21 protein-coding genes and 2 pseudogenes are annotated in these 24,556 nt (G+C 36.7%); 8 read left to right on the plus strand and 15 right to left on the minus strand.

Features of this window, described 5'->3' with window-relative positions; translation table 11 throughout:
- Positions 1 to 101: 101 nt before the first annotated feature.
- The 5 genes from ACGLYD_RS11825 to ACGLYD_RS11845 form a co-directional block, all read right to left on the minus strand.
- Positions 102 to 731, minus strand: a complete 630-nt coding sequence (locus ACGLYD_RS11825) for a hypothetical protein (RefSeq protein ID WP_399628041.1) — start codon at positions 729 to 731, stop codon at positions 102 to 104.
- A gap of 113 nt (positions 732 to 844) precedes the next feature.
- Positions 845 to 2,404 (minus strand): PTS sugar transporter, encoded by a 1,560-nt coding sequence (locus tag ACGLYD_RS11830; RefSeq protein WP_399628044.1) that lies wholly within the window; start codon positions 2,402 to 2,404, stop codon positions 845 to 847.
- 335 nt (positions 2,405 to 2,739) lie between these two features.
- On the minus strand, positions 2,740 to 2,940 hold the full coding sequence (locus ACGLYD_RS11835) for a hypothetical protein (protein WP_354312526.1): 201 nt from the start codon (positions 2,938 to 2,940) through the stop codon (positions 2,740 to 2,742).
- Between the two features lie 15 nt (positions 2,941 to 2,955).
- Positions 2,956 to 4,326 (minus strand): NAD(P)-binding domain-containing protein, encoded by a 1,371-nt coding sequence (locus ACGLYD_RS11840; protein ID WP_354312524.1) that lies wholly within the window; start codon positions 4,324 to 4,326, stop codon positions 2,956 to 2,958.
- A gap of 207 nt (positions 4,327 to 4,533) precedes the next feature.
- Positions 4,534 to 4,842, minus strand: coding sequence for an ArsR/SmtB family transcription factor (locus tag ACGLYD_RS11845; protein ID WP_399628048.1), 309 nt, complete (start codon positions 4,840 to 4,842; stop codon positions 4,534 to 4,536).
- 986 nt (positions 4,843 to 5,828) lie between these two features.
- Here ACGLYD_RS11845 and ACGLYD_RS11850 point away from each other — a divergent pair.
- Together ACGLYD_RS11850 and ACGLYD_RS11855 are read left to right on the plus strand one after the other, a co-directional pair.
- Positions 5,829 to 6,503 carry a response regulator transcription factor gene (locus ACGLYD_RS11850; protein ID WP_399628051.1) on the plus strand — a complete coding sequence of 225 codons (675 nt, stop codon included), beginning with the start codon at positions 5,829 to 5,831 and terminating at the stop codon, positions 6,501 to 6,503.
- On the plus strand, positions 6,500 to 7,846 hold the full coding sequence (locus tag ACGLYD_RS11855; RefSeq protein WP_399628054.1) for a histidine kinase dimerization/phospho-acceptor domain-containing protein: 1,347 nt from the start codon (positions 6,500 to 6,502) through the stop codon (positions 7,844 to 7,846). Before ACGLYD_RS11850 ends, ACGLYD_RS11855 begins: the two co-directional genes overlap by 4 nt.
- A 64-nt stretch (positions 7,847 to 7,910) precedes the next feature.
- On the opposite strand, the gene ACGLYD_RS11860 is transcribed toward ACGLYD_RS11855, so the two are convergent.
- Together ACGLYD_RS11860 and ACGLYD_RS11865 are read right to left on the minus strand one after the other, a co-directional pair.
- Positions 7,911 to 8,399 (minus strand): GyrI-like domain-containing protein, encoded by a 489-nt coding sequence (locus tag ACGLYD_RS11860; protein WP_067210960.1) that lies wholly within the window; start codon positions 8,397 to 8,399, stop codon positions 7,911 to 7,913.
- 63 nt (positions 8,400 to 8,462) lie between these two features.
- Positions 8,463 to 9,395, minus strand: a complete 933-nt coding sequence (locus ACGLYD_RS11865) for a YafY family protein (protein WP_187045329.1) — start codon at positions 9,393 to 9,395, stop codon at positions 8,463 to 8,465.
- A gap of 139 nt (positions 9,396 to 9,534) precedes the next feature.
- On the opposite strand from ACGLYD_RS11865, the gene ACGLYD_RS11870 reads away from it, so the two are divergent.
- The 3 genes from ACGLYD_RS11870 to ACGLYD_RS11880 are packed head-to-tail and all read left to right on the plus strand — an operon-like array spanning position 9,535 to position 11,894.
- A complete protein-coding gene (locus ACGLYD_RS11870; RefSeq protein WP_187045330.1) occupies positions 9,535 to 10,449 on the plus strand; it encodes an ABC transporter ATP-binding protein in 915 nt (304 codons plus the stop codon).
- Positions 10,449 to 11,159 carry an ABC transporter permease gene (locus tag ACGLYD_RS11875; protein WP_067210967.1) on the plus strand — a complete coding sequence of 237 codons (711 nt, stop codon included), beginning with the start codon at positions 10,449 to 10,451 and terminating at the stop codon, positions 11,157 to 11,159. The genes ACGLYD_RS11870 and ACGLYD_RS11875 overlap by 1 nt, the downstream gene beginning before the upstream one ends.
- Positions 11,160 to 11,894: an ABC transporter permease gene (locus tag ACGLYD_RS11880; protein ID WP_399628058.1), complete on the plus strand. Its 735-nt coding sequence runs from the start codon at positions 11,160 to 11,162 to the stop codon at positions 11,892 to 11,894.
- A 180-nt stretch (positions 11,895 to 12,074) separates the two neighbouring features.
- Here the strand turns inward: ACGLYD_RS11880 and ACGLYD_RS11885 are convergent, their stop codons facing one another.
- A complete protein-coding gene (locus ACGLYD_RS11885; RefSeq protein WP_338655943.1) occupies positions 12,075 to 12,917 on the minus strand; it encodes a YwqG family protein in 843 nt (280 codons plus the stop codon).
- A gap of 365 nt (positions 12,918 to 13,282) precedes the next feature.
- Positions 13,283 to 15,424: a transglycosylase domain-containing protein gene (locus ACGLYD_RS11890; RefSeq protein WP_399633208.1), complete on the minus strand. Its 2,142-nt coding sequence runs from the start codon at positions 15,422 to 15,424 to the stop codon at positions 13,283 to 13,285.
- 490 nt (positions 15,425 to 15,914) lie between these two features.
- Between ACGLYD_RS11890 and ACGLYD_RS11895 the strand changes: the two genes are divergently transcribed.
- Both ACGLYD_RS11895 and ACGLYD_RS11900 read left to right on the plus strand, forming a co-directional pair.
- Positions 15,915 to 16,142, plus strand: coding sequence for a helix-turn-helix transcriptional regulator (locus tag ACGLYD_RS11895; RefSeq protein ID WP_187045333.1), 228 nt, complete (start codon positions 15,915 to 15,917; stop codon positions 16,140 to 16,142).
- 1 nt (position 16,143) lies between these two features.
- The gene (locus ACGLYD_RS11900) at positions 16,144 to 16,491 is read left to right on the plus strand and encodes a DUF2178 domain-containing protein (protein ID WP_399628062.1); all 348 of its coding nucleotides are present in this window, start codon (positions 16,144 to 16,146) and stop codon (positions 16,489 to 16,491) included.
- Positions 16,492 to 16,605: 114 nt separating this feature from the next.
- On the opposite strand, the pseudogene ACGLYD_RS11905 reads toward ACGLYD_RS11900, so the two are convergent.
- Together ACGLYD_RS11905 and ACGLYD_RS11910 are read right to left on the minus strand one after the other, a co-directional pair.
- A pseudogene (locus ACGLYD_RS11905) lies at positions 16,606 to 16,838 on the minus strand (polysaccharide deacetylase family protein); the annotation flags it as partial.
- 159 nt (positions 16,839 to 16,997) lie between these two features.
- Positions 16,998 to 17,477: a hypothetical protein gene (locus ACGLYD_RS11910; RefSeq protein ID WP_187045335.1), complete on the minus strand. Its 480-nt coding sequence runs from the start codon at positions 17,475 to 17,477 to the stop codon at positions 16,998 to 17,000.
- 265 nt (positions 17,478 to 17,742) lie between these two features.
- Here ACGLYD_RS11910 and ACGLYD_RS11915 point away from each other — a divergent pair.
- Positions 17,743 to 18,712: pseudogene (locus ACGLYD_RS11915) on the plus strand (NAD(P)-dependent alcohol dehydrogenase).
- 414 nt (positions 18,713 to 19,126) lie between these two features.
- On the opposite strand, the gene ACGLYD_RS11920 reads toward ACGLYD_RS11915, so the two are convergent.
- The 4 genes from ACGLYD_RS11920 to ACGLYD_RS11935 all read right to left on the minus strand — a co-directional run bounded on the left by ACGLYD_RS11920 (position 19,127) and on the right by ACGLYD_RS11935 (position 24,491).
- Entirely contained in the window at positions 19,127 to 20,164 is a 1,038-nt protein-coding gene (locus ACGLYD_RS11920; RefSeq protein ID WP_399628066.1) for a serine hydrolase domain-containing protein, read from the minus strand.
- A 384-nt stretch (positions 20,165 to 20,548) separates the two neighbouring features.
- A complete protein-coding gene (locus ACGLYD_RS11925) occupies positions 20,549 to 21,544 on the minus strand; it encodes a DUF2268 domain-containing protein (RefSeq protein ID WP_399628069.1) in 996 nt (331 codons plus the stop codon).
- 832 nt (positions 21,545 to 22,376) lie between these two features.
- Positions 22,377 to 22,817 carry an ASCH domain-containing protein gene (locus ACGLYD_RS11930; RefSeq protein ID WP_187045339.1) on the minus strand — a complete coding sequence of 147 codons (441 nt, stop codon included), beginning with the start codon at positions 22,815 to 22,817 and terminating at the stop codon, positions 22,377 to 22,379.
- A 1,050-nt stretch (positions 22,818 to 23,867) separates the two neighbouring features.
- On the minus strand, positions 23,868 to 24,491 hold the full coding sequence (locus tag ACGLYD_RS11935) for a hypothetical protein (protein WP_399628073.1): 624 nt from the start codon (positions 24,489 to 24,491) through the stop codon (positions 23,868 to 23,870).
- Positions 24,492 to 24,556 lie beyond the last annotated feature (65 nt).

A 24,556-nucleotide genomic window follows, 5' to 3' on the forward strand; every position in this document is an offset into this window, starting at 1 on the left:
CTTTAAAGTAATTCTTATTCTATTTTATCATGCCTACCCCCTTTACCGTCGTTCTTGTAGCGCTAAAATTCAATAAGACACCTTTTTTGATCAATATCTATTCAAAATGGGTGTTCGTTATATTTAGTAGAAACCTCATATAGTCTAGTGTTATTTCCCACAACACTTCTTATCTTTCTTCCCGCCGCCACGTGGGCAAGGTTCATTTCGTCCCGTTTTGCCACCTTCGATGACGGTAAATGGGGTGCAGGTGATACACTAAATGCTTTTGCCAACCGTCGTGTTTTAGTTGGAATTCCAAAAGTGTATAAATCATCTGGATGACCTATATATGCATCAACAGTCAAACCAAATTTATGTACTTTCTTAACTATCTCTTTAAGGTTTTCAAGATTAGACTTACGAGCGTGTAGACCATCTGCACCATTAACTGACATTAATTTAAAGTCTTCATCTTCTAATTCCACAAGTATTAGCTCCGGGAATCCTCCGGGAATTCCAATAGTAATGAAGGGATCGTTACCTACCGTATTTCTAACCCCTTTAACCACTTTCGCCATTTCCTTCAATTCAATCCCGTGTCTAATATTTTCTGATTCATGCATTGTAGTCACACCTTTATGCCCTCGGGCAAGTGCAACTGCCGGATGGTTTGGTTCGAGAAGTTTTACTCCAGAATCTACAACTGCCTTCGCCAAACGAGCATCATCACCAGTAATTCCAGTACTCAACAATGTTTGACCACCATGTTCCACTATTGCGTTCCATACCTTTAACATAGCATGTTTTTTTGATTCATATCTCCTCTAATCTTCTTCTAAATTCCTCCTATAAGATAAACTCCTTACGCTTTTTTTGTTTTTAATAATTTGTTCGCAAAAGTTGTGATTATAAATGCACAAAATAATGACGCCGACATAGCAGTAATTAATCCAAAGGAATTCGTTGAAGCAAATGGAGCTACAAAAGATGGTAAGTAAGCCGTTCCTCTAATGTCAAACATACCTACAATCATTCCACCAATCCCACCGGACAAAATTGCCCCTACAAAAACTACTTTACTTGAAAACATAAATGGATAGGCAGATTCAACGAAAGTTCCAAAACCTAGATTTATCATTAAACCTGGTGTTGCAATAGCTGCTTCGCTTTTATTCCTAGGGAAAAGAATATTCGCGAGATTAATACCAGCCGCTACCATAACCAGGGCAACCATATCAACGGCACCTAAGAAACTAACGCCCGCTTGCTCCATCTCTAATAATACAATCGGCAAAATTGCGGCATGATATACCCCGGCTAATATTGCAGGCCATATCAATAATCCCGCAATTGCTCCAGCAAGTATAGGATTAAATGCTATCGTTAGCTCTATTAACAGCTTGATATAGTCTCCCGCGGCCAAAGCCAAAGGTCCTAAAATATAGTAAACTACCAAGCCAGATATTATACCTGAAAACCCACCAGCGACTATATTAACTGTAGTCATTGGAAAACGCCATTGTACACATTTCATAAATAAAAACTGTACTAATAGCCCTGCTCCTATACCTCCCAAAATCCCCCCAATAATACCTCCATCAATCGAAAGTACACCAGCTATTATTCCTGCAATAATCGACACTTCATCAAGATCTGAGACTTGCTTTGCAGCTATGGCCGCTAGAACTACCGGAAGTGCCTGTATTAAAATATCAAAAACATCACCTAATCCGGATAATATCGGAATCTTACTTAAGGCAAGAATTAAAGCCATTGAGATAAAAGCGGGAATAGAAGATATCATGATTCCACGAATATTGATTCTTCTTAATGGATTACCTCCTGCCTGCTCATTGTTATTTTCATTACTTTTCCCAAATGTAGGACGAAACTTAATACCCCAATGTTTGGATAATGAAAAAACGAACGATATTGCCCTAGTCCTGTTAGTTGTGCCTGTAGTGCCAGATGTAGATATCACATTTGCCCCTTTGGAGTTAACATTCGCCATTGCGGTTCCTCCAGTTCCCACAATAGGAATCTTCATTTCTACCGCAGCATTAATTGCATTTTTATTTGCATTTTCAGTATCAATACTCATTAGTATTAATCCGTCTATACCACCATTCCTAATTTGCCCGGCTATTTCTAAGTCCATCTTAGTTGCCTCTTGATTAGTATCTTTTAATGACCCATTGTAAATTATCTTAGGTTTTCCTTCTTCAAGAGTATACAAGGATGCTTTAGTAGTATTTTTAGCCGCATCCATTGATACTTCTGCACCGACAAACTGTATTGCGCTAACATTAATACCCGCAGTATCACACTGTGTTAAAATATCTATTATTAATTTATTCGGGTATTTCCCCCCTAAATTATATAGATTCCCTCCGCTACTACCTAAAATGGCTATATTTTTCACAAACCCCAGTCCTCCCCCACTTCCAAATTTCCCAATGAATACGTTGTTCTAAGATGCAGAATGTACGTACATTTAATATAAGTACAACATAACCGGAATATTCTAATTTGTAAAACCATTTTTTGCATGAACAAAAAAATAACTAGCCAATTCTAGTGAAAAGACCAAAAATACCCCTTGGATTATGCTTTAGTTGTTAAGTACTTACAAAACAAAAAAACATAACAAGGGGTACTTCCAATATGACAGACATTCCCAAAAAAACACAAAGGTATTTTCATAGGAATACTTGAATAATTGCGTGGTGCACAGGCAGCCAACATCAACGACTAGCATCAATCTAAACTCAAAACTTTTACGGCATTAATATAACTTGCACCAGTTATTGGACCATATGTAGTTGGGTTTCCTGTTAAAAAACTTTCTACCATAAAGTGCTTTTCTTTTTCCAAGGTATAGTTTCTTGAATTCATGACCAGTGATACATATGCGCGAAAGTATTCTTCCGTCAAGTTACCTCCATGGTTTATGGTCATCGATAGCTCACTCTTTTAACAGCAGTCGGTTGTGGCGTTGCAACAAGATTCATCTGTTATGTTCGTCGCCAGGTTTATACTGCATACCCCGGTCTCCGGCAAGTCCAGTTCCACGTTCTTCGCGGCTTCAAAATCACCTGTCAGATAGGCCACAACTGAGCGCACTTGTTCATACCCCGTCGCCATTAGGAAGGTAGGAGCGCGTCCATAACTCTTCATACCGACGATGTAAAAGTTCTTCTCCGGTTGTCTCAACTCCTCTTCACCATGAGGACGGACGGTCCCACAGCTGTGAAGATTCGGATCAATGAGTGGAGCAAGTGCTCCAACACTTTCTGTTGCTGCATCAATAGCTAGTCTTACTTCACTTAGGTAAGAAAAGTCTGGTCGGCTACCCGTATTGACGATCAGCTCATCCAGTCCTTCTATCGAATAACTTTCACCTTCTAATTCTCCATTCAGCTTCATTGACCCCTCTTTTTTCTCTACATTGTAGATTCTAAAAGGCGTGTACACCTGAACCTTGCCTGAATTCACTAATTGATGAATCCTTGTTCCAAGTTCACCACGTGCCTGCAGTGCATCTTTCTCTTTGCCACCGTATGCTTCTTCCACATTTTTTTTGCGAAGAATCCACGTAATTTTTAAATCTGAACGTTCTTCATTCAGCTTGGAAAGCTCCAGAATCGTATTGATTGCTGAATGACCGCCACCGATGACTGCAATTTTTTTTCCGATGAATCTTTCACGCTCTTTACTGTTCATGTTTGGAATACCATAATGTATTTGGTTTTCAAGAGACTTTTCTACTTCAGTCCAGACACCAGCAGAATTCACGGAATTCGGTTGCCCCCATGTTCCGGTCGCATCAATTACCGCTTTCGCTTCAATCTGCTCCATTACCCCTTGATTATTAACATATAACACAAAAGGAACGTTCTCCCTATTGGTTGACTTCATCTTATCAAGCCCTTTTTTACTTATGGAAATCACCTTAGTATTCAGCTGGATTGAAGGTTTAATTTGTGGTAATTCAGCTACTTGTAGTAGGTAATTTTCCACCAACTCTTTGCCAGTGGGCAGCTCATCATTGAAGGGAGCATCCCACCCTTGCTTATCAAGGAGTACTCTGGCTGCCTTATCAATATTATATTGCCATGGCGAAAACAACTGGACGTGGCCCCATTCTAGGACATGATGTCCTACGCTTGGCCCAGCTTCCAAAACGATGAATTTCTCTCCGGCGTTGGCTAGGTGCGCAGCAGCTGCTAATCCGATTGGTCCAGCTCCAATGACAGCAACCGGTAGTGAAGGGAACTCTTTTTTCTTACTTTTTATTTGAACAGGAAAGTTATCAGTTGAGCAACATGCAGTTTGACTTTTCATGTTCATTCCTCCTTTAGATTAAAACGAGTCGAAGTTATTTCTACTTTGCACTCTATTTATTTCATTCGTTTAATTGAATTGACATAGCTTCAAGAATGATTTCAAATTCCGAGCTACTTTCTTTAGTAGCTACTCGGTCTACCGAGTATGACAAAATTGGTTTGGTCGACCAATACATCAATTTTTTTTGATGTATTGGTCAAAAAATTATTCATGATAAAATAGACAACAAAGATCCGGAGATAAAATCTTCTTTATCTCAGTTGGATTAGCTGAATAATAATTCCACTTCCCAACTCTCTCAACAGAAATAAAGTTAGCATCTAATAGAATTTTTAGATGGTAAGATAATTTGGATTGAGTCAATTCAAGTAGTTCACTCAGGTCGCAAACGCACGTTTTTCCTTCAGTTGATAAGATACGCATTATATAGAGCCTGTTGCGATCAGACAAAGCCTTAAATTTCTTTTCATAGTCAAGTAAAGTTGTATCGCAAACATCCAGTGGTTTTATCATACCTAAACTCTCCTAAAAATCAATTTATTTTGATATGTTATATATTAAAGTGAATCAAGGAAAACGTCAATTAATGAGTTCTACCCTTCTACTATCACAGAGGTGTTGATTTACTTTCTATTATTATAGAATTGTATTGTAATTACTGAATAGTATGCGCACAGTACTTGAAATTAAGCTCTATTTAATAGCAATATATAGTGAAATATTTTTTACAGTATCAATCAAACGATAGCCAGCATCCAGTGCTTGTTCCACTGCATTTTTTGCTTCTTCATCGGGAAATTTTTATAGCGTGGGGTTCTATAGTAATTATTTGAGCATCATTCACTTAACAACATCCATTAATCTATCATAAATCCCCTTCCATCAAGCTATTTGTGGAAGGGGATTTTCCCATGACCTTAGTTCACTGGCGGAAATGGATTTATTCATGAGGTTCTTTACGTTGTTCTGTAGTACATAACCAATTTCATTATCCAGAATATGTTCTAAAAAACGAGACGATGGTTCGTTATAGATAATCAATTTAATCCGCCACTTTTCACAAGAACCATCACCCTATAATTCCCATTTGCAATATAGTGCTACCTAAGTCAATTGTCGTAGTTCAATAGTAACTTTATTAATTAACAGAATTTTACCACAGTTACCAACTCAACACGCATGAATGTTCGAATAATTCTTTTTTCTAGATTGGTTTATATTTGAGGTGTTCCCTTTTCATATGTCACATATATTATTAGCCCTTTATTGAAGTAAACTAAGGAAGGGCGAATCACACAGTTACTTCCATTCTTTACTTCCTCTTCAACCGCTCAAATGATTACCCCCCTGGAACAATCCGTCGATTTGAAGGCTATCGATAACCTCGGAAAATCCAATGCTTTATACATAGACGAGAATCCCATTATGATAGGATATAGTAAAGATGAGTAGTCACATTAGAAAGTTTTTCGGACCTCTTACATTGATAAAGGTGGGGAATGGTAGTGAAGGAAATATTATATATTGAAGATGATATAGAAATTGGTAGCATTGTTAAAGAGGACTTGGAGCAGCGTGGTTATTTGGTACGCTGGCTTACTTCCGGGGATGGGATGGAAGAAGCGTTTGGTAATACGGACTTAGTCATTTTAGACGTGATGCTTCCTGGGCTAGATGGGTTTACGGTAGGACTGCGATTGAAAAGCAATCATCCCGAGATTCCAATTCTGATGTTGTCCGCTCGGACCGCTGTGGATGATAAGTTACAAGGGCTACAGTTCGCAGATGACTATGTGACTAAACCGTTTCATCCTGAAGAGCTTGCTGCAAGAATTGAAGTGTTACTAAGAAGGAATCGACAGGCGTTACCTGAAGAGATTCAGATTGGTCATTTAACGGTTAACATAATGGAAAACCGAATTTTAAAAGATAACGGTGAAGAAGTTTTGTTGACGGCCAAACAGCGTCAAATTTTCATGTATTTATTGGAACATCCAAATCAAATTTTGACAAAAGAACAGCTTTACGAGGCTGTATGGGGAGAATTTTATCTTGAAGGGGATAAGACCTTGATGGTCCATATTCGTTATTTGAGAGAAAAAATTGAAGAAGAGCCAAGTTCACCTAAAATTATCGAAACAATTCGTGGCCTCGGCTATAGGGTGAAACAATGAAAAAACTGCGAAAGTCATTATTGGCGCAGTATTTGTTAATCATTTTGGTTGCGATGATGATACTCCCTTTTTCCATGCCTGTTTTATCGATTATTTTTTATAATAGTATCGAACAAGCTGAATCCTCAGTACGCTACTATAATGGAACGGATTTAGAAGGAATGTGGAATGAAACAGCCAAAGGATTATCAGGTGCTTCTGAACAGCAAATCCATCAAAAATTATCAAGCTTGAAACATGTTTATCAAGAAGCATCTATGTATTGGGTTGATGATAGAGGGCAGACAAAAGATAAGTTTCCTGAATCGATTTCAGTACCCGACACATGGACAGCATCTGATTCCATTCATTTCATGAAAAATAATCGTGGATATACAGTCGATCCATTTACCGTTGTCGCCTTTATTGGGCATGAACAACAAGAAGGCTTTATGGTGTTACAAATCCCACGTCCGGATATGGTGAGTCCAAATGACAAATTAAGAGCAAAATATAATTATTTTTTCCCAGTGGCTCTTTTGTTTATATTTGCTCTATTTATATTAATTTCTACGCTCTTTTTTTATCGGATTCGAAAAAGACTACTTCATTTGCAAGAAGTGATGGCAACGCCTGAAGCGAATGGAATTCCAACGACTATTGAAGTGTCCAAACAAGACGAAATCGGCCGTCTTGAACACTCCTTCAATCGGATGGTTCAAGAACTAGAAATGAGTAGAATACGTGAGATGGAGGAAGAAGAGCTTAGAAAAGAACTCATTGCGAATCTATCGCATGATTTACGTACCCCCCTTACAACAATACGTGGGCACGCTTATCGTTTAAAGAAAGAACCACTCAGTACAAAGGGACAGGAGTCTCTTGACTTCATTGATGAAAAAGTAGGTTATATGGGCGAGCTTATTGAAAATCTACTCTCGTACACGTTGTTGACAACGGGAAAGTATCCGTACTATCCAGAAAATGTAGATATGGTTCGACTCGTTCGAAATTCATTTGCGGCCTGGTATCCTACCTTTGAAAATCTTCAGTTTGATATTGAGTTAACGATTCCGGATAAACGGTTGATGTGGGATGTCGATCCTCAGTGGGTCCACCGTGTTTTGGATAACCTGTTTCAAAATATTTACCGTCACGCAAAAAGCGGACAGTTTGTAGCAGTTCGAATTGAAAATGAAACAATTGTGATTGAAGATCATGGGCCTGGAATGGGAGAGAGGTCGAGTCATAAAGGTGTTGGCATAGGACTCTCTATCGTTTCACTTATGCTGAAGGACATGCAGTTGGACTGGAATATTGAAACAAGCGAACACGGTACAATTATGACTATTCAACAGATTTAAAATGAAATAAAGCTTGTATCCATTTCCTTATTGTTTGGAAAGGTTACAAGCTTTTTAAATTTTTTTATGCTTTAATGGCTATGTAAATGTCCACCTGTGCATTTTGTGGGTTCTGGCATCTTTCATCATATACCTCAAAATCACCCGTATACGTCCGCTCCACTTCCTCTTGTTCAAACCAGTTCCAAATATCTTGCCATAGTTTAATTACGATTTCTGAAATCGGTCCTTCTTCAGACGTAAATACCAGATATGTTGCAGCTGGTATTGTTTTAACAACGTAATCTTCTTGGATCTCGCTATGGTCACTTACTTCTAATCCAGCAGTTATACTATATTCTCCATTCACACCATCTATATAGTCTGAATACAGGCCATAAGTTACAAATGTATTGATAGGATTGGGAATCTCATTAAATAATTTTTGTCCATAATACCGTTCCCATAATCCCGCAATTTTCGCACCTGCTGTCATTTCATTAGCGTTTGTCGTCTTTACTGAAATACCTATAATAGTAAACCGGTCTTTCTTTTTTATTACTGGATTCATCATCTTTTTCTCCCCGCCTTTTTAGGTTTGTTTCAACTATATCAACCTAAACTTGACAGCAGTATGTCATATTGGTTTAATTGTTTTTTCGTATACATCAATGATGTGTCTTACCTTTTGTTGAATCTTTTCTCTTATATGAGCAGGCTCAAGCACCTCCACTTTATCAGCAAAACTTAAGATAAACCCGTATAACCATTCATCTTCTGGTATTTCTATCTTCACAATGGATTGATTGGCCTCTATCGAATCCAAACCAAATAGCTCTTCAATTTTTAAGCGATAGTCTGGATGAAATGCCATTCTTAACGTGACCACCTTGCTCGGTGCATACCATGCCTTATCCCAGGGAAGTTCATCATTATTCACTTCTTTACGAATAAAAGATGTATTACACATCTCAAGATCCTTTATCCTCGCTAACTTAAATAGTCGGAACGTGTTCCTGAGAAGGCAATATCCATACACATACCAAATCCTCCCTTTTTGGATGAGCGTATGTGGCTCTATGGAGCGGAATGTGACGTTCCCCTCACTACTTGAATAAGAAAAACGGACACAAATTGTTGTCGTAATCGCGTTTTTTAGCAATGTTACCTTTTCTTTCAAACGAGCGTTTTGACCCCACGGACTGTCATCTACGAATAGATAGTCGAAAGCTTGCTGTCCCTTCTTTTCCGCAAGTCCTTCTAATTTTTCTAATACCGCTTTAGCGGAAAGGTCTTCATGGGAAGTAAGTATGCTTTTTAAAGCAATCGAGATGGATGTGATCTCTTCCTCCGTAAGAATTTGCTTATCTATTCTGTAGCCTTCAAGCAGACCAATTCCACCATTTGCACCTTGATAACTAATAACGGGAATTCCTGCATTGCTGAGTGTATCAATATCCCTATAAACAGTACGAACAGACACATTAAAGAACTCAGCAAATTCTTGCGCTTTTACTTTTTTACGATTAATCAACATCATGGTCATTGTTAGTAACCTATCTATCTTCATTGGTTACCTCCATTTAAAAGTATTTGTATAATCATAAATTAGCTTATCAAAATATTCTTCTTCATTTTAAACGAAATTTAAACTTGATCACCCCCTCACTTTAACCTTCACACGGTAAGCTGTAAATGAGGTGAGAGAAATGAATGATTTTATTATTGAAACGAAGAAGCTGACGAAAAAGTTTGGCTCGACAAGAGTTGTTAATGATGTAGATTTGAAAGTGAAAAAGGGTGAGATTTATGGTTTTTTAGGGCCGAATGGTGCCGGAAAAACGACGACCATTCGAATGCTTCTCGGGCTTGCTCGACCGACAAAAGGCTCAATCCATATTTTCGGCAAGGATGTTAAAAAAGAAAAACTCTCCATCTTAAAAAAGGTTGGATCACTGGTCGAATATCCTTCTTATTATGGGCATTTATCCGCCCGTGAAAATTTAGAAACGGTGCGCCTGTTATTGGACGTGCCAAAATCTAGAATTGATGAAGTCCTTTCAATCGTCCGTCTGACAAAGGATGCGAAACGACCTGTAAAAGGGTTCTCTTTAGGCATGAAGCAACGGCTTGGCATTGCGACTGCTTTACTTGGGAATCCTGAACTGCTCATTTTGGACGAGCCAACGAACGGACTGGATCCATCGGGAATTATTGAGATTCGTGAACTTATTAAAAGTATGCCAAAGGATCACGGGATTACGATTGTCCTATCGAGCCACTTACTTTCAGAAATCGACCAAATGGCGACACAAGTAGGCATTATTTCAAAAGGCCAAATGATTTTTCAAGATTCCATTTCGAAACTAAGAGAGCAGTCTACGAGCAAGATTAAGTTAACAATAAATGACGCGGAATCCGCTTGGAAGACATTATTGACACATGGGTATACTACGGATCTCGTTCACAATCAGCTTTCAATTGAAAATGGTTCAGATGAAAAAGTCGCTAAAATTGTGAAATCCCTCGTTCAAAACGATTATTCAATTTACAGAGTAGAAGAAGAGAAAAAATCATTGGAAGAAATCTTTTTAGAATTAACCGGACAGGAGGGCAGTTTGTGATGACGCGGATAATGGCCTCTGAGTTTCTTAAAATCAAGCGAAAAATGATCCTATTTCTCGTACTTCTTGGACCAATGGGGGTCATTGGCCTGGAAGCCGTCAATTTTGGAATACGGTATGATTGGCTCACAGAAGTTTACAAGGATGATTTATGGGTGGGGCTAATTGGTGAGGTTTCTATGTTATCTATCATCACGATTCTCATCGGCTTAACGATATTGACATCAATGATTGCCAATATTGAGCATCAGACAAATGCTTGGAAGCAACTCTTGGCATTGCCCATTTCAAAAACTCAAGTATTTACAGGTAAAGTGCTTCTGTCCATTTTCCTCCTCTTGATTTCTTGTTTCTTCTTAGCGGTTGGTACGATTGTACTTGGCATTGCATTAAAATTCGGCACGGATATACCTTATCTCTATTTACTCAAAATGTGTTTCTTCCCATGTCTTGCTGCTTTACCTTTTATCATCTTGCAAATTTGGTTGGCGATTACATTGAAAAATCAAGCCATTCCATTAACATTTGGAATTCTCGGTGCAATCATCTCTATGTATTCAATGAACTTTGCCGACTGGGTTCCATGGAAATGGCCGTTGTTAATGAATGAATGGGAAAAACCAATGTACTCGGTTTTTGCTGGCCTTGGAACGGGAATTCTACTTTATTTCATAAGTCTCCTAGACTTTAATCGAAAGGACGTGAAATAAATGGGAAAATTATTTCAATCTGAGTTTCTAAAGTTACGAAAATCCTCGATATGGATGCTCATTTTCGTGAGTCCGATTTTATCGTTGTTGCTTGGGCTGAGTGAATTAAGTGAAATTCCAGATTCCAAACAACACCAATGGATCGCAACGCTTGGTATGATGACAATTAGTCACGCCATTCTTTTTTTACCGTTATTAACTGGGATCTTTTCAAGTTTTGTTTGTCGATATGAGCATGTTGGAGGTGGGTGGAAGCAACTTCTTTCACTTCCGGTTTCTAGAAAAAATGTGTATCTCGTGAAAATCCTTATTGTTAGCCTTCTAATTGCGGCCACACAAATCTTATTTATTATGGGTCTTTTCCTCATAGGATGGATAAAAGGATTCCCGGCTGACATTCCTTGGGGCACCATTTCCACAAGTGTCATCGGAGGATGGATTGCCTGCTTACCGTTAATCGCTTTACAAATGTTTGTATCTGTTGCATGGTCGAGCTTCGCCGCACCACTTGCAGTCAATGTGATTTTTACGATACCGAATATGTTGATTGTCAACTCAGAAAGGTTCGCTCCATACTATCCATGGGCACAACCATTTGAGATGATGATGTCCAATTCAGTTGAAAGTTTTGGTGCATTAAATGTTTCTCCTATCACATTATTCACCGTAATTTTGGGGAGTTTTGTGCTTTTTTTAGGAACTGGCTTTGTTTACTTTTTGAGAAAGGAAGTATGAACGTTAGTGTCTGGCGTCCACATGGATGTTTTGACTGAAAAAGCGTATCCGAAAATTTAAAACAGAAAACCTCGAATGGGTCACTTTTTTTAAAGTGTCCACTATTCGAGGCTCAGTTCAAGACAGGATACTAGGCAATCCTTTTTACTTTGATATTATGTGAAGGGTAGTGCCCTCTACTCAATGACATTGAAGAGTAAACTTCGCTTTATCAAACTGTTTACTCTGAAGGTCGTTTTTATCGATACAAAAGTAAAGAATCCCAACATCGCCCCACATGACATCTAAATCATCATCACTATCCATTTGAAACAATAAAACCATTTCATTACGTTTCTGTTTGATTTCCTTCGAGTTCCAATCTATTTTCTCATCGTTATCATAATAAATAATTTCTTCAAACACGTTATTCTGTATGGCAAAAGGTTCTCCAAACATATAGTGCATTGGAGAAGCAATTGATCCACTGTACCTTTCTACTTGTTGCATCATACTCCCTCTGAAATCAAAGTAGTTATCTAATTCCTCTTCGTTCAATACTATCCCCGAAAACTCTTCCGGAAAGGATAATAATTCATTAAACATTGCTTTAAATACAGGCAATTGGAAATAATCTTCTGTCTTTTCGGGATATGGTGTGCGTGTTAACTCTTTTACATCTCCATCGAAATAAAGAACTTTGAAACAATTCTTATCTTCTTTATCAAATCCCCAAGGTTGATCTACTACATCATAAAAGAAATAGAGAATTCCTGTTTTCGGAAGTAGGTTTTCCTTATCAAAAGGGCTAGCTTCTCTTAGATTCAATTGTGCTAAAAATGATAGATATCCATTATGGTATTTGGGAAATGAAAAGTGAGCAGGTAAATCGGGTAAACCACCAAATTTAGAATGCCCTATTGGAATATCCGCCTCGTCTACTAGTTCTTTAACCATTCCAATAGATGAAGCTGTGATTTTCAATAGATCTTCTTTTTTATGGACAAGATTATATTCTTTCAATAACTTATCAATAACGTGCATAATGCATCTCCCCTTTAATGATTGTTATCCGTTCAACTTGATACAGCTGGGTCCTTGATTAGGTTTTATCATCTAGCCCATACTCTGCCATACAATATTCCGAAGCTCTTTGTCGACTAAAAATAGCCTCCAACAACTTCGTCACCTGGTAAAAAGCATCTATATCCAGATACTCTTCGCTCAGTGTGTTCCTCGCCATATCCCACGGACAAGTTGACGCCTTGTGTGCACTTCCATTCCTGCATCGAACGAGATTTTTTCAAGCAACTCGCTACCTTTGTTTCTTTAATCATAGAATTTTTTGGTTGATGCAATATTCCCCTAAACAAGAAGTCAAACAGTTCATACATTCAAATAATCATGTCTCACTCATTATCTTTATCCTTTTTGTCTCTGCCTCTGTCTCTGTCTTTGTCTTTGTCTTTGTCTTTGTCTTTGTCTTTGTCTTTGTCTTTGTCTTTGTCCTTGTTTCTTTTGTCCTCCATATCCTTTTTATGTTCTTTATCTCTGTCCTTCCCCTTATCTTTCTTATCCTCTTTATCCTTTTTGTTTTCTTTATCTTTCTTCTGCCCGTTTTCTTTCCTTTTACTTTGTTTCTTTTTCTTCTTTTCAACCAATGGTAAATTAAATTCCTTGTTAGGCAATTCACTTATGGATTTAGATACTATTTGTTGAAAGATTGTTGTCACCGTGACACCACTTGTTGCCGTCAAGTAATGGGCTTGATCCGTTTTATCATAGCCTAACCAAGTCGCACCAACGAGATCTGGCGTATATCCAACAAACCAGTGATCTTTTGAACCAGCTACACCAGGGAAAGGTAGTTGTGTAGTACCGGTTTTTCCAGCTACGTCTATTCCGGGTATCTGTGCATTTCTAGCTGTTCCGTTATCCACAACACCTTTTAGCATATACGTCATCTTTTGAGCAACTTCCGGTTCTGTAACCTGCGAAGACTTGTCACTCCACTTACCAATTATTTTTCCTTCTGCATCCTTTATTTCTGATATAGCATGAGCTTGCATCATTACTCCATCGTTAGGAAATGCGGAAAAAGCCTGGGCCATTAACAAGGGTGACGTTCCTTGGTGCAAGCCACCCAATGCTAGCCCGAGATTATGATCTTCTTTTTCTAAAGGAATACCAAACCGTTCAACTGTACTAAAACCTTTTTCAATTCCGATTTCATTTAATAGCCAAACTGGAGGTATGTTATAAGAGTTAATTAGTGCATCATAGAGTGTCACTTGTCCACGGTATCGTTTATCAATGTTTTGTGGTTGGTAGCCATCTATATTGATTGGTTCATCAACTAGCATATCGTCAAAGTCATACCCCTGCTCCAATGCAGCAGTGTAAACAGCAAGCGGTTTTAACGCTGATCCGGGTTGCCTTACTAAATTTGTCGCATTATTAAAACGTTTGTACGTATAGTCTCCTCTTCCTCCAACTAACGCGCTAATCCCACCCGTTTTAGGATTAAGAAATACGGACCCACTTTGAATAAGTTGATCGGGCTTACTATCTGGAAAATTGTCTTCATTTTGATAGACCTCTTCCGTAGCGTCCTGAATAACAGGATTAAGTTCGGTATAAATGTGAAGTCCCCCAGACAACACTTCATTCTCAGTCAAACCGTACATATTTACTGCTTCCTCGATAAGATAGTCCACATAATACGGATATTTCCCTTTATAATCTATCGTCTCTTTATCCGTTAATACGATCGGTTGATCAAGGTTTTTATCCAAATCCTGCTGACTGATGTAGCCTTCGCTCTTCATTAACGACAGCACGATATTTCTTCGGTCAAGCGCTTTTTCCATGTTTTTATAGGGCGATAAGTTAGACGGAGCTTTGACTAGTCCAGCTAGTGTAGCTGATTCGTTTAATGTTAGTTCACTCACATCTTTACCAAAATAGACATGTGCTGCTCTCTGAATGCCCCATGCGCCTTCCCCAAAATAGATTAGATTTAGATAGCGTTCCATAATTTCATCTTTTGAGTATGTTCGTTCTATCTTCTTTGTGAATATAAGTTCTTTGAATTTACGCGTATAAGTAGTTTCTGATGTTAGAAATACATTTTTCGAGAGTTGTTGAGTAATTGTACTACCACCAGCAACCACTTCACCTTTAACTAGATTTTTCATGAATGCTTTAGTAATACCGAAGTAATTAATTCCGTTATGCTTATAAAAATGTTGGTCTTCTGTAGCGACGAAAGCTTCGATGAGTTCTGTTGGAATTTGATCCAAACTCACTCCTTCTATTTTCGAGTTAGACACTTTACTAGCTACCTCGCCATTTATATCGTAAATGTATGTAGGTCTTGGTTCAACGATGTCCAATTTACTAACATCGCTAAACGTTATTAAAATCGTAAATGCCAATAGACCAAAAAAGATAATACCTATGAAGACAACTACTAGTCTACTGATGAGTTTTTTCGATTTAAACCATTCTTTACTTCTGCTTAATCGTGCTTGTTTATTCCTACGTTCCATTCTACTCAATCTAATACCACCTTCTACTTTATTGCCAAATAATTTAACACAAACTTTTGGCAACGCATACCTACCATCCAACACTAAACTAACTCCAATTCGATATCAATAGTGTCATTGTCGCATTCGATATCAGGTATCACCACAAGTTGAAGAGCTCAAAGACAAACATTTTACACTTCTGAGTACTTATAAAAAAAATATAGTGAAAGTTTCATAGGCATTAATTTATTCGATAGTATGATTGCACCACTCTAAACGTTTTTTGAACCACTAAATATCATAAAATGCACCACCAAAAAACCATAAATTACACCAGATCGATATGTGAACCTGACGGAATCATGAATTTCGTCAGGTTCTTTCTGCAGTCTGGCTATTGTTAAATCAAAGTAATCCAAGCAAAAATAAAGGTATTGAACTATTTTGTATAAGTTTACTTTACTTTTATTAAAATCGAGTTTATAATTCAATTCAAGAGGTGATGGTCATGAAGAAAGATTTTGGGGATTCGATATCTAACAAGGTTTATGAATATCGTGTACTTGCCAGAATGTCTCAGCAAGAATTAGCTGAGAAAGTCGGTGTTTCCAAACAAACCATCTTCGTGATGGAAAAAGGAAATTATCTTCCGACTATGCTGTTGGCTTTTCGAATTGCCGATTTTTTTAGTGTTGATGTAAACGATATTTTTACTTATCTGAAAGGAAGTGATTAAATTGACAATTAAATCTACAGATATCTCTAATGCGATTTTTTCCCCTTTAAAGTCCTGGGCTGAACAATCTACGGGAAATTGGAATATTCTCATTGGAGTTGGTTTTTTACTGCTTATGGGTAGTGCGATTTTTACCTATGTATGTTATAAGAAGATTGGGCAAGACGACGAACGGACAAATAAAATCTTTTTGAAAAGCTGTTACTATATGCTCTTGGTAATTGTTCTATGTGACATAATTTTCCCAAAAGAATATATGTGGAACATCTTTTTCTTGTTCAAATATACATTGGCATTTTTAGCTAGTGGAATTTACATGGCCGTCCAATATAAAAAGGATTTTTCATAAGGAAAGATCGAAGAGTGAGACTCATCCATGGATGGTGGATTAGACAATGCTGATAAATAGGCTATCTAAACGAAATGGAAATCCAATAGGTTTAAAAGATCTCCCTCTGAATTACAACGCAAAGAATTCGTTTTTCACTGTTGACTTGTATTTATCTAACAAAGGCAGAATTTGATCCACGTTCTTTGTCGGACCGTCATCAAATGTTAAAGCAACGACCTTTTTTCCGTTTCAACTTGGTATGTTAACTCTCCAAGTAATTGAAATGTTCTTAATTTCGTAACCTCAAACGCACCTGCGAATAAAAATAAAAATCCAATTCCAAAAAATAAAATTTTCTTTTTCATCTGTTTTTCCTTTCTTTCAAAACCTAATATATAACGCTTGTATTTTAGCATAATGTAACTTTATTGAAATAAACATGCTACTTTAGTTCAACAAGAAAATAGAATCGTCTAAGTCGCTCAACGATTTTCAAGTAAAGCACTTGTTAGTTGAAGAAGGAATTATTTAACTTCCTCAATTTTAGAAACAGGAATTTCAATTTTTGTTCCTAATACATCATCAGAATCCAAGGATATATTAGCGATAGCTTCAAATTCATAAGTACCCGTCTTTAATTCAAGTTTTTCTATCCCTTTAAATTTTACTCTGTGAGGCTCATTTCGAATCAGTGTTGTTGTTAATAATGGTTGATTCATAGCACCAAAATATTCAAAACTACCATTTTGTTGATAAACATTAAAGAAAAAAATACTTCCACCATGATATATATCTTTTTCGGCTGCTTCTCCTATATAAGTAATTGTGGCATATACATTAAGGTCTTTTTCAACATTTATTGATACTTTGAAATCATCCACCTGTTTAGACTCATTGGCGATTTTCGGTTTACCACTTACATTTTCTTCATTGTTGTTATTTGTTACACAGCCAAATAGTCCGAAAATCAAAATTATAGAAACAACGATAAATAATCTTCTCATCGTTCCCACCCCCTTTTAGGATTAGACGGAATCCTAGTCGGTTTGTTTCATGCTTAATCATACTAACCTGCAAAATGGCCCGTTAGTTAAAGTGTAATCTCCACACACATTTCACTATCCATTATTCAAAATACTTCCAACCTAAAATATTTCAGTATCTTTCAACTTGTAATTCCATATTAATAATAACACTTTACTATCTCTCGTTTTGGGTCATTTATATCTTTGTAATACAAATAAATCTAAGGAAATTAGGGGGAGTTTTATGAAAGCTATCGTTTGTCACAAATATGGATCACCTGACGTACTTGAATTAAAAGAGATAGAAAAGCCTTTGCCTTTAGAGAATGAAGTACTGGTAAAAGTTCATGCAGCATCCTTGAACTTTGGTAACTTGGTTCTTTTGAAAGGCAAACCGTTCTTAGCTCGCTTTGCTTTCGGGCTACTGAGACCGAAATACGCTATACCGGGAGGTGACATAGCGGGTGTAGTTGAAGCTGTTGGCAAGAATGTTAAGCAGTTTCAACCAGGTGATGAGGTATTCGGTGACCTCTCTAGTAGTGGCTGGGGTGGTTTTGCTGAATATGTGTCTGTCCAGGAATTTGCTATAGCTTTAAAGCCAACCAACATCTCCTTTCGAGCAAGCTGCTGCCTCACCTATGGGAAGTGTGACAGCCTTACAGGGACTACGTGATAAAGGAATGATTAAGGCAGGACAGAAGGTATTAATTTATGGCGCATCTGGAGGCGTCGGTACTTTCGCGGTACAAATAGCCAAATCATTCGGGGCTGAAGTAACAGGTGTATGCAGTACAAGAAATGTAGAAATAGTGCGTTCAATAGGTGCAGACCAAATCATTGATTATACAAAAGTGGATTTCACCCAAACAAAGGAGCGTTATGATTTGATTCTTGGTGTTAACGGGTCTAATTCCATTTCAGCTTATAAACGTGTATTAAAACCAAATGGGAATTTTGTTCACGTAGGTGGAGCCGAATCCCAAATGTTTCGATCTTTAGTTTTTGGACCTTTTATTTCAATGACTGGAAGTAAGAAAATAAGTAACCTTTTACAGAGAGCAAACCAAAATGATCTAATGTATGTAAAAGAATTACTTGAGACTGGCAAAGTAAAACCAATAATTGATAAACGGTATAAGTTAAGCGAAGTATCTGAAGCATTCAGATACTTCCTGGAAGGTCACGCTCAAGGTAAAGTTATACTTACTATATAATTATTATTAAAATGAAAAACTGACAATAACGAATCTAAATCATGGCTACTTATATAAAATAATTGGAACGCATAATTTTAGCCTATTAAAAATGTGCGTTCCAATTATTCCTTTTTCTTCAAACAAGGTGTTTATCTTTCTGAAGAAAGAATTAACCTCTCTTGCGGTAGATCGTGTTCCTCCCCCTCTCAGAACCGTGCTAAACCGACAAATCCGTACTACTTGACCTTCTACTGTCTCTACTATCATAACCTTTCCTCTTATGGCTTATCTAATTCAATTAGGACAAAAAACCTTCAGAATAAATCGGACTATTATTGTGGTCTAAATTTCCGTTGATGAACTACACAACTTCAGATATATGAGTTGGATTTGCTAAGGCTATCTGTATATTTTCTACTATCTTAACGCTTTTTAAGACAAAAGAGACTTATATATTTCTCCAATAATACCTTCGAGTTGATGAACACCCAATTCTGTATTCGTCATTATGACCGCCCCTTTCCCTAAATAGGGAAAGGCCACCATCATACATTGAAAACCCATTCCCCAACCAAGTGATGTAATTTCTAGTTCTTTTTCAGAGCCTTCAAGAAACACACCTAATCCAGTCCAACTTTTACCTCTTTGTGGGGATATCATTTCTATTGCTAAACTTTCCGAAATGCCAACCTTGCTTTCACCTTTTACAGCCTTCATTAACTCAAGAACTAATTCAGCTAAATCCATAGAAGTTGTCCATAATCCAGAAGCTGCTGGATAAGGATATATAGGATATTTCCCATCTACTAATTCACCGTTTTTATTGTGACCACAAGAAAAGGTTTCCCTATCCACTTCCAATACTGTTGTATTGAAATGGCTATTTTCCATACCTAATGGTTTAAATACTTGCTCTTTCATAACTTGATGAAACGGTTTTTTCGCAACATCTTCTATAAGTTGTTGAATAATACAGAAACCGGAATCCGAATAATGGAATTCACTTTCTGGTTCACACTTGACGTCAATTGGAGTTTTACAATAAAGTGTTTTCCCCTCTAATAATTCAACCATCGAAGGAACAGCTATTTTCGAGTTCAGTTCAGGAAAACTACCTTCTGGGTCTTTAATTCCAGATTGATGACTTAGTAAGTTCCTCAATGTCACTTTTTTATTTTTAGTAAAGTCATTTTCCGGTGCTTTCCACGTTTTAAGATTTTCATTCACATCATCATCTAAATTCAGAAGTCCGTCCTCTACTAGCTTCATTACAAGTATTCCTGTTAAGAACTTGCTAATTGAACACGCACTAAAAATAGAATCTTCATTTGCTTTTCTATTGCTTTCCACTTCTAATAAGCCATAATTTTCTGTTCCACTAATTTCATCGCCCTCAAGCAATGTGTTACTTAAACCTTGCACATTATAATGTTTCATCCGTTCTTGAATGTTAATGTTTTTTAATTTCACTATTATCCTCCTTTGTTAGTAGTATCAAATAAACCATAACGCGAATGTGTGTTCTTCTATGTCTATTTGTAAAATAAATTTCTCTTCAACTATAATGCAATCTTATTTAAAAACCGGTAGACCATTTTCTATTTCTAATTAAAAATAAATCCCGTATCTTGAGCTTAGTTTGATCAGGTTTGGAGGTTTTACCTGTTTATCGCTATTCTAAGTAACTGCATTCGAAGAGATAATCATTTGCAAAACAATGACCGTAAGATTTAATAAAAATGCATACAATGGACACCAAGTGGCAAACTAAAATCATGGAGGTGTTTAGCCCCTTATAGTTGAATTAGGATTGTTAATCCAAACGGTAAAAGTCATATCTAAGACTTAGGATTTTTACTGAAAAATTCTTTCTTTGTATTTACTTCCCCTAATTATTTTATTAGCATCCAGTTTTGTCCATTCTATTATTGAACTATCAGGGTTGTTTTCAATGAAGCTTTCAGTGATTTGATAACCTATTTTGTAATTCGAGAATCTCGGAATATCTTTACGTGAATTACCGTTAACCAATTTATCGTAAATAATAAAATCCATAGATTCGCCATTTATGCTTAAAGCTTCTAACACTTTAACCTCTTCATCATTAGATAGTGGCTCTATCCAAATGACTTTTGTTTCAGGGTATAAAATACTTGCAAAGGAATCTGCTTTTCCTTCTATCAAGATTAAATCTAAAATATTATAATCGATTGGTATTCCATCATACAAAAAATTAACAGTATGATGATATTCGTGAGCCACCGTATACTTTACCGTTTCTTCTGAAACGGATGGGTCAATCATAAGCAAATAATCACTTTCAGAAAATGTCATCCCACTCATTCCTCCCCCTGTATTAATGAGATGCCATTCCTCAGGATTAACTGGAAAAATATAAATATTTGTATCTTTACCTGGTAACAGTTCTGCCGATTTCAATATGGCTTCCTCTATCCACTTATTAATTTGACCTTGATTTCCAAGTAGCTCATTCGTCTTTTTTTCTAACTGTTCTATTTCCCAAGATGGTGATAGAGGGTCACCTAATGTTATATGATTAATAGACGATTGCCCTTTAAACGGTTCTAATACATACTCTGTATAGATAACTTTTTTATCAAGCTCAGGATTCTCACTAATTGTTCTTGCGTATTCCAATACTTCGTCGAAAAATGATATGATTTTAAACTCCTGTCCTTTATATGAAAAATGGTAAGTAGTTTCAATAGGAGTTTTAAAATCTTCCACTATCTCATGTTCCTCTTCCTTTATTATTTTGTTTTGTTCTTTAACATTTGTACAACCAGATATAAAAACAGCAGATAACAGAAAAATTATCAAACGTCTCATTCTACCCCTCCATATCCTTTTCTACGATGTAGAAAAGGTTTTTTAAATTTATATCCATCCAGCCCTTCTTTTACTAAACCGCCCCCGTTAGTGTAAGTGGTTTTATTCACAAACTCCAGATTCGTTTTTACATAAATATCCAATTTGGGTTAAACGGATTTTATTTATGTGAAGTGGGTTCTTCATACCATTTTAATTTTAATCAACCTTTTCCTTTAACATAGCCAAATTATACTATTTGATAAATGCAGTACTTGGATTCTTGGCATTTTAATAAATGTTTTACTCCGCATTTACAGGTGACTCGCAACTAATCAGTATTACCCGAATTGGAGCTATTTTATTATTTTTACAAATTAATTATTCGATTAGTTTAAAACCTAAAAGGAATTAATTATTGGGGATCTAGATAAGATTTGGCTTTCGAAATATCTCTTAAAATCAAGCATCAGTAAAAGTGTGCTTTTTATTTTTAATGATGCTTTTTTCCAAATTTTAGATTGCCAATCTATCTTTTCCGCTCCAAAACGCATCCTTTGCATACACACTACATTCCGGGTAAAAGAGAATGTTTGGCGATTGGAACGTGAAATTCCGGTCTATATACAAATTGAACAGCTTAAATGAACGTGTTATGAGCTGTCACTTCGAGAGATATTCCGCGCTTATTTATGTAAATGTTCCCTTATATAACTTAAAAACCCGACAAACTTCACATGAGGAGTTTGTTGGGTTTCGCGTTTACTTCATCCAATTTTCAAGAACTATTCAGTTGTTCCTAGTTAAATGACGACTGCACATTGTTCTGAAATCGCGCAGTTTGTTTTACTGGTTATTTTGGATATACTTTTTCAAACCGCTCACATACAACTAACATTTCTGGCGAGAATTCTTTATCATATTCTTTTAGTAATTCGGAAAAGAATTTTTCATGCGCTTCCCACCAAAACTGATAATCTCCTCCTCCTTCTGCTAAGGCGTAATCTTCTGCTACCTCATTCATCGGTACAACTTCGACGGATTGAATTTGAATGATTGCGGTAGGTTCATCTTGACCATTTAGAACAATATAATATTCGCCTGCTTGGGGTATAGCTTCTTTTTCTAACTCATATAACTCATATCCTGAAGTTGTCGCTGTCTTCTTTCCCTCTACAACTAAATCAGCTAACCAATCAGCTGAGGCTCCAAATTGAAATGCATCTTTATATTCCGTACCTTCCATATGATTTGCTCCACAAAAATCTTTCCAAAATTGTTTTACCTTATCCATAAATAATCTCCCTTTACCCTAAAATTATTTCTTGTTCAGAAAAATGGCCCGGCTGTTGAATAAAAAATCCTGTACATTGTCGTAACTTATTTCAAATTCACATCTTTAATCTCCTAATTTCGGCTGTTTTCTCTAGTAGATATAACATCCGATTTCTTTCTGCATTCCTTCCCATTGTGCTTTATATTTGGATTTTGGAATGCCATAATACTGCTAATAGCGGCATATTTTACAAGAACAATAGACTTTTCCTTTGCTTAATTTCCCACGCACAGGCATGGACTCGCCCTCTCGTTGCAGAATATCTTTTGGAATCACCCATTTTCTTTGAAAGACTCTCTCTCGCTGATAGCGAGTGTAGGCTTTGGAACGATTTTTCATTATTGGATCAGTTCCCTTGAGAAATCCAAGCTTGCAAAGCATGTCAAAGGGTGTCACAGCACGCTCTACAAGCTTGTATTGAGCTGATCAACTATCTTAATTTAATCACGGCTTAGTTCTTTTCATTATGTATTCATTGACAGTACCACAGACGTAATCGGAACAAATTATAAAAGCTGTTTATACGCAGTTACACTATACGGTAAATCGCACTGAAGTAAGTTCTACTTGCAGATCTCCGTAGTGAGATTCTAGGAAGTTGAGAACGCTATGAGTAAAGTTCATTTCCTCTCTGACTAACAACGAGTTGATTTGACCAAATACCAGTTGACCTTACTTTGTCAATTGAACTAAAATGTTCCTTAACTTTACTACGTTTGACACAGATAAAAGTTCCAATATTAAGTAAATTACCAAATTACAATTAACAAAAATCCATTTCTGCTGACTGAACTATTCTGTTACGTGAGTGCAATTAGAATTCGGATTTGCCAAATGAAATCAACCTGCAAACCACCAAATCGAACGCAGAACGACTTTACATATGCCATTCATACTTATATTCCTTATTCTTTAAAGTAGGTGACTATCCTTCTGAATAAAGAATTGACCTCTCTTACTAAACCATTATCCCTACCACTGTGTGTAAAACTGGTCACCTGCACCCAGTTAGTTCACGAAGTAAACCTGTTTTGCGTAGGACTCCCAATCTTTTTTATCGGTATTTATTTCAATTGTAGGAATGATTGAGTTTACAGCTTGATTTCTATACTCTTGTTGTTGTTCTAATAATAAATCACAAGCCATTTTCATTTCTTCTTCAGGTTTCCCTACCCATTCATTGGGATTCCTACTACTTATTCTTTGTTCTATGTTCTCTGGGGATACAGTTAGTAAGGCACATCTTGCTCCCATTTCAAACAACTCGACTTCTAATTGCTTAATTTCATCTAAAATAGTATGCGAGAATGCTACTCGATGATTTAAATGAAACCTTTCTAATATAAAGAATAAACCTTTTGAACGCTCGGATGATTGTCCAATTTCTCTTGACCAATCATTTAACTTTTTTAACATCATAACTCTTTCTGTTAAGAGTTGTAAGTGTTCCTCACGACCCAACCACTTTAATTCACCATCTACTTTGTGTAATATTTGCGAATAATGCTCACTAAGAATGACAACACTGCGTTCGGCATCATCACATGCCTGAAGTTTTTTCAGCGATTTCAAAACAGAAGTCTTTCCAGCATTCGAATAGCCTTCTAAGATTATCCCTCTAAATTTACTCATCTTCTCCCCCTTAATTAATGCTTTTTCTACTACAATAAAGGTTATAGAATTTTTTTACGCATCTT

The organism is Sporosarcina sp. SG10008, assembly GCF_044569405.1.
Lineage (GTDB): Bacteria > Bacillota > Bacilli > Bacillales_A > Planococcaceae > Sporosarcina > Sporosarcina psychrophila.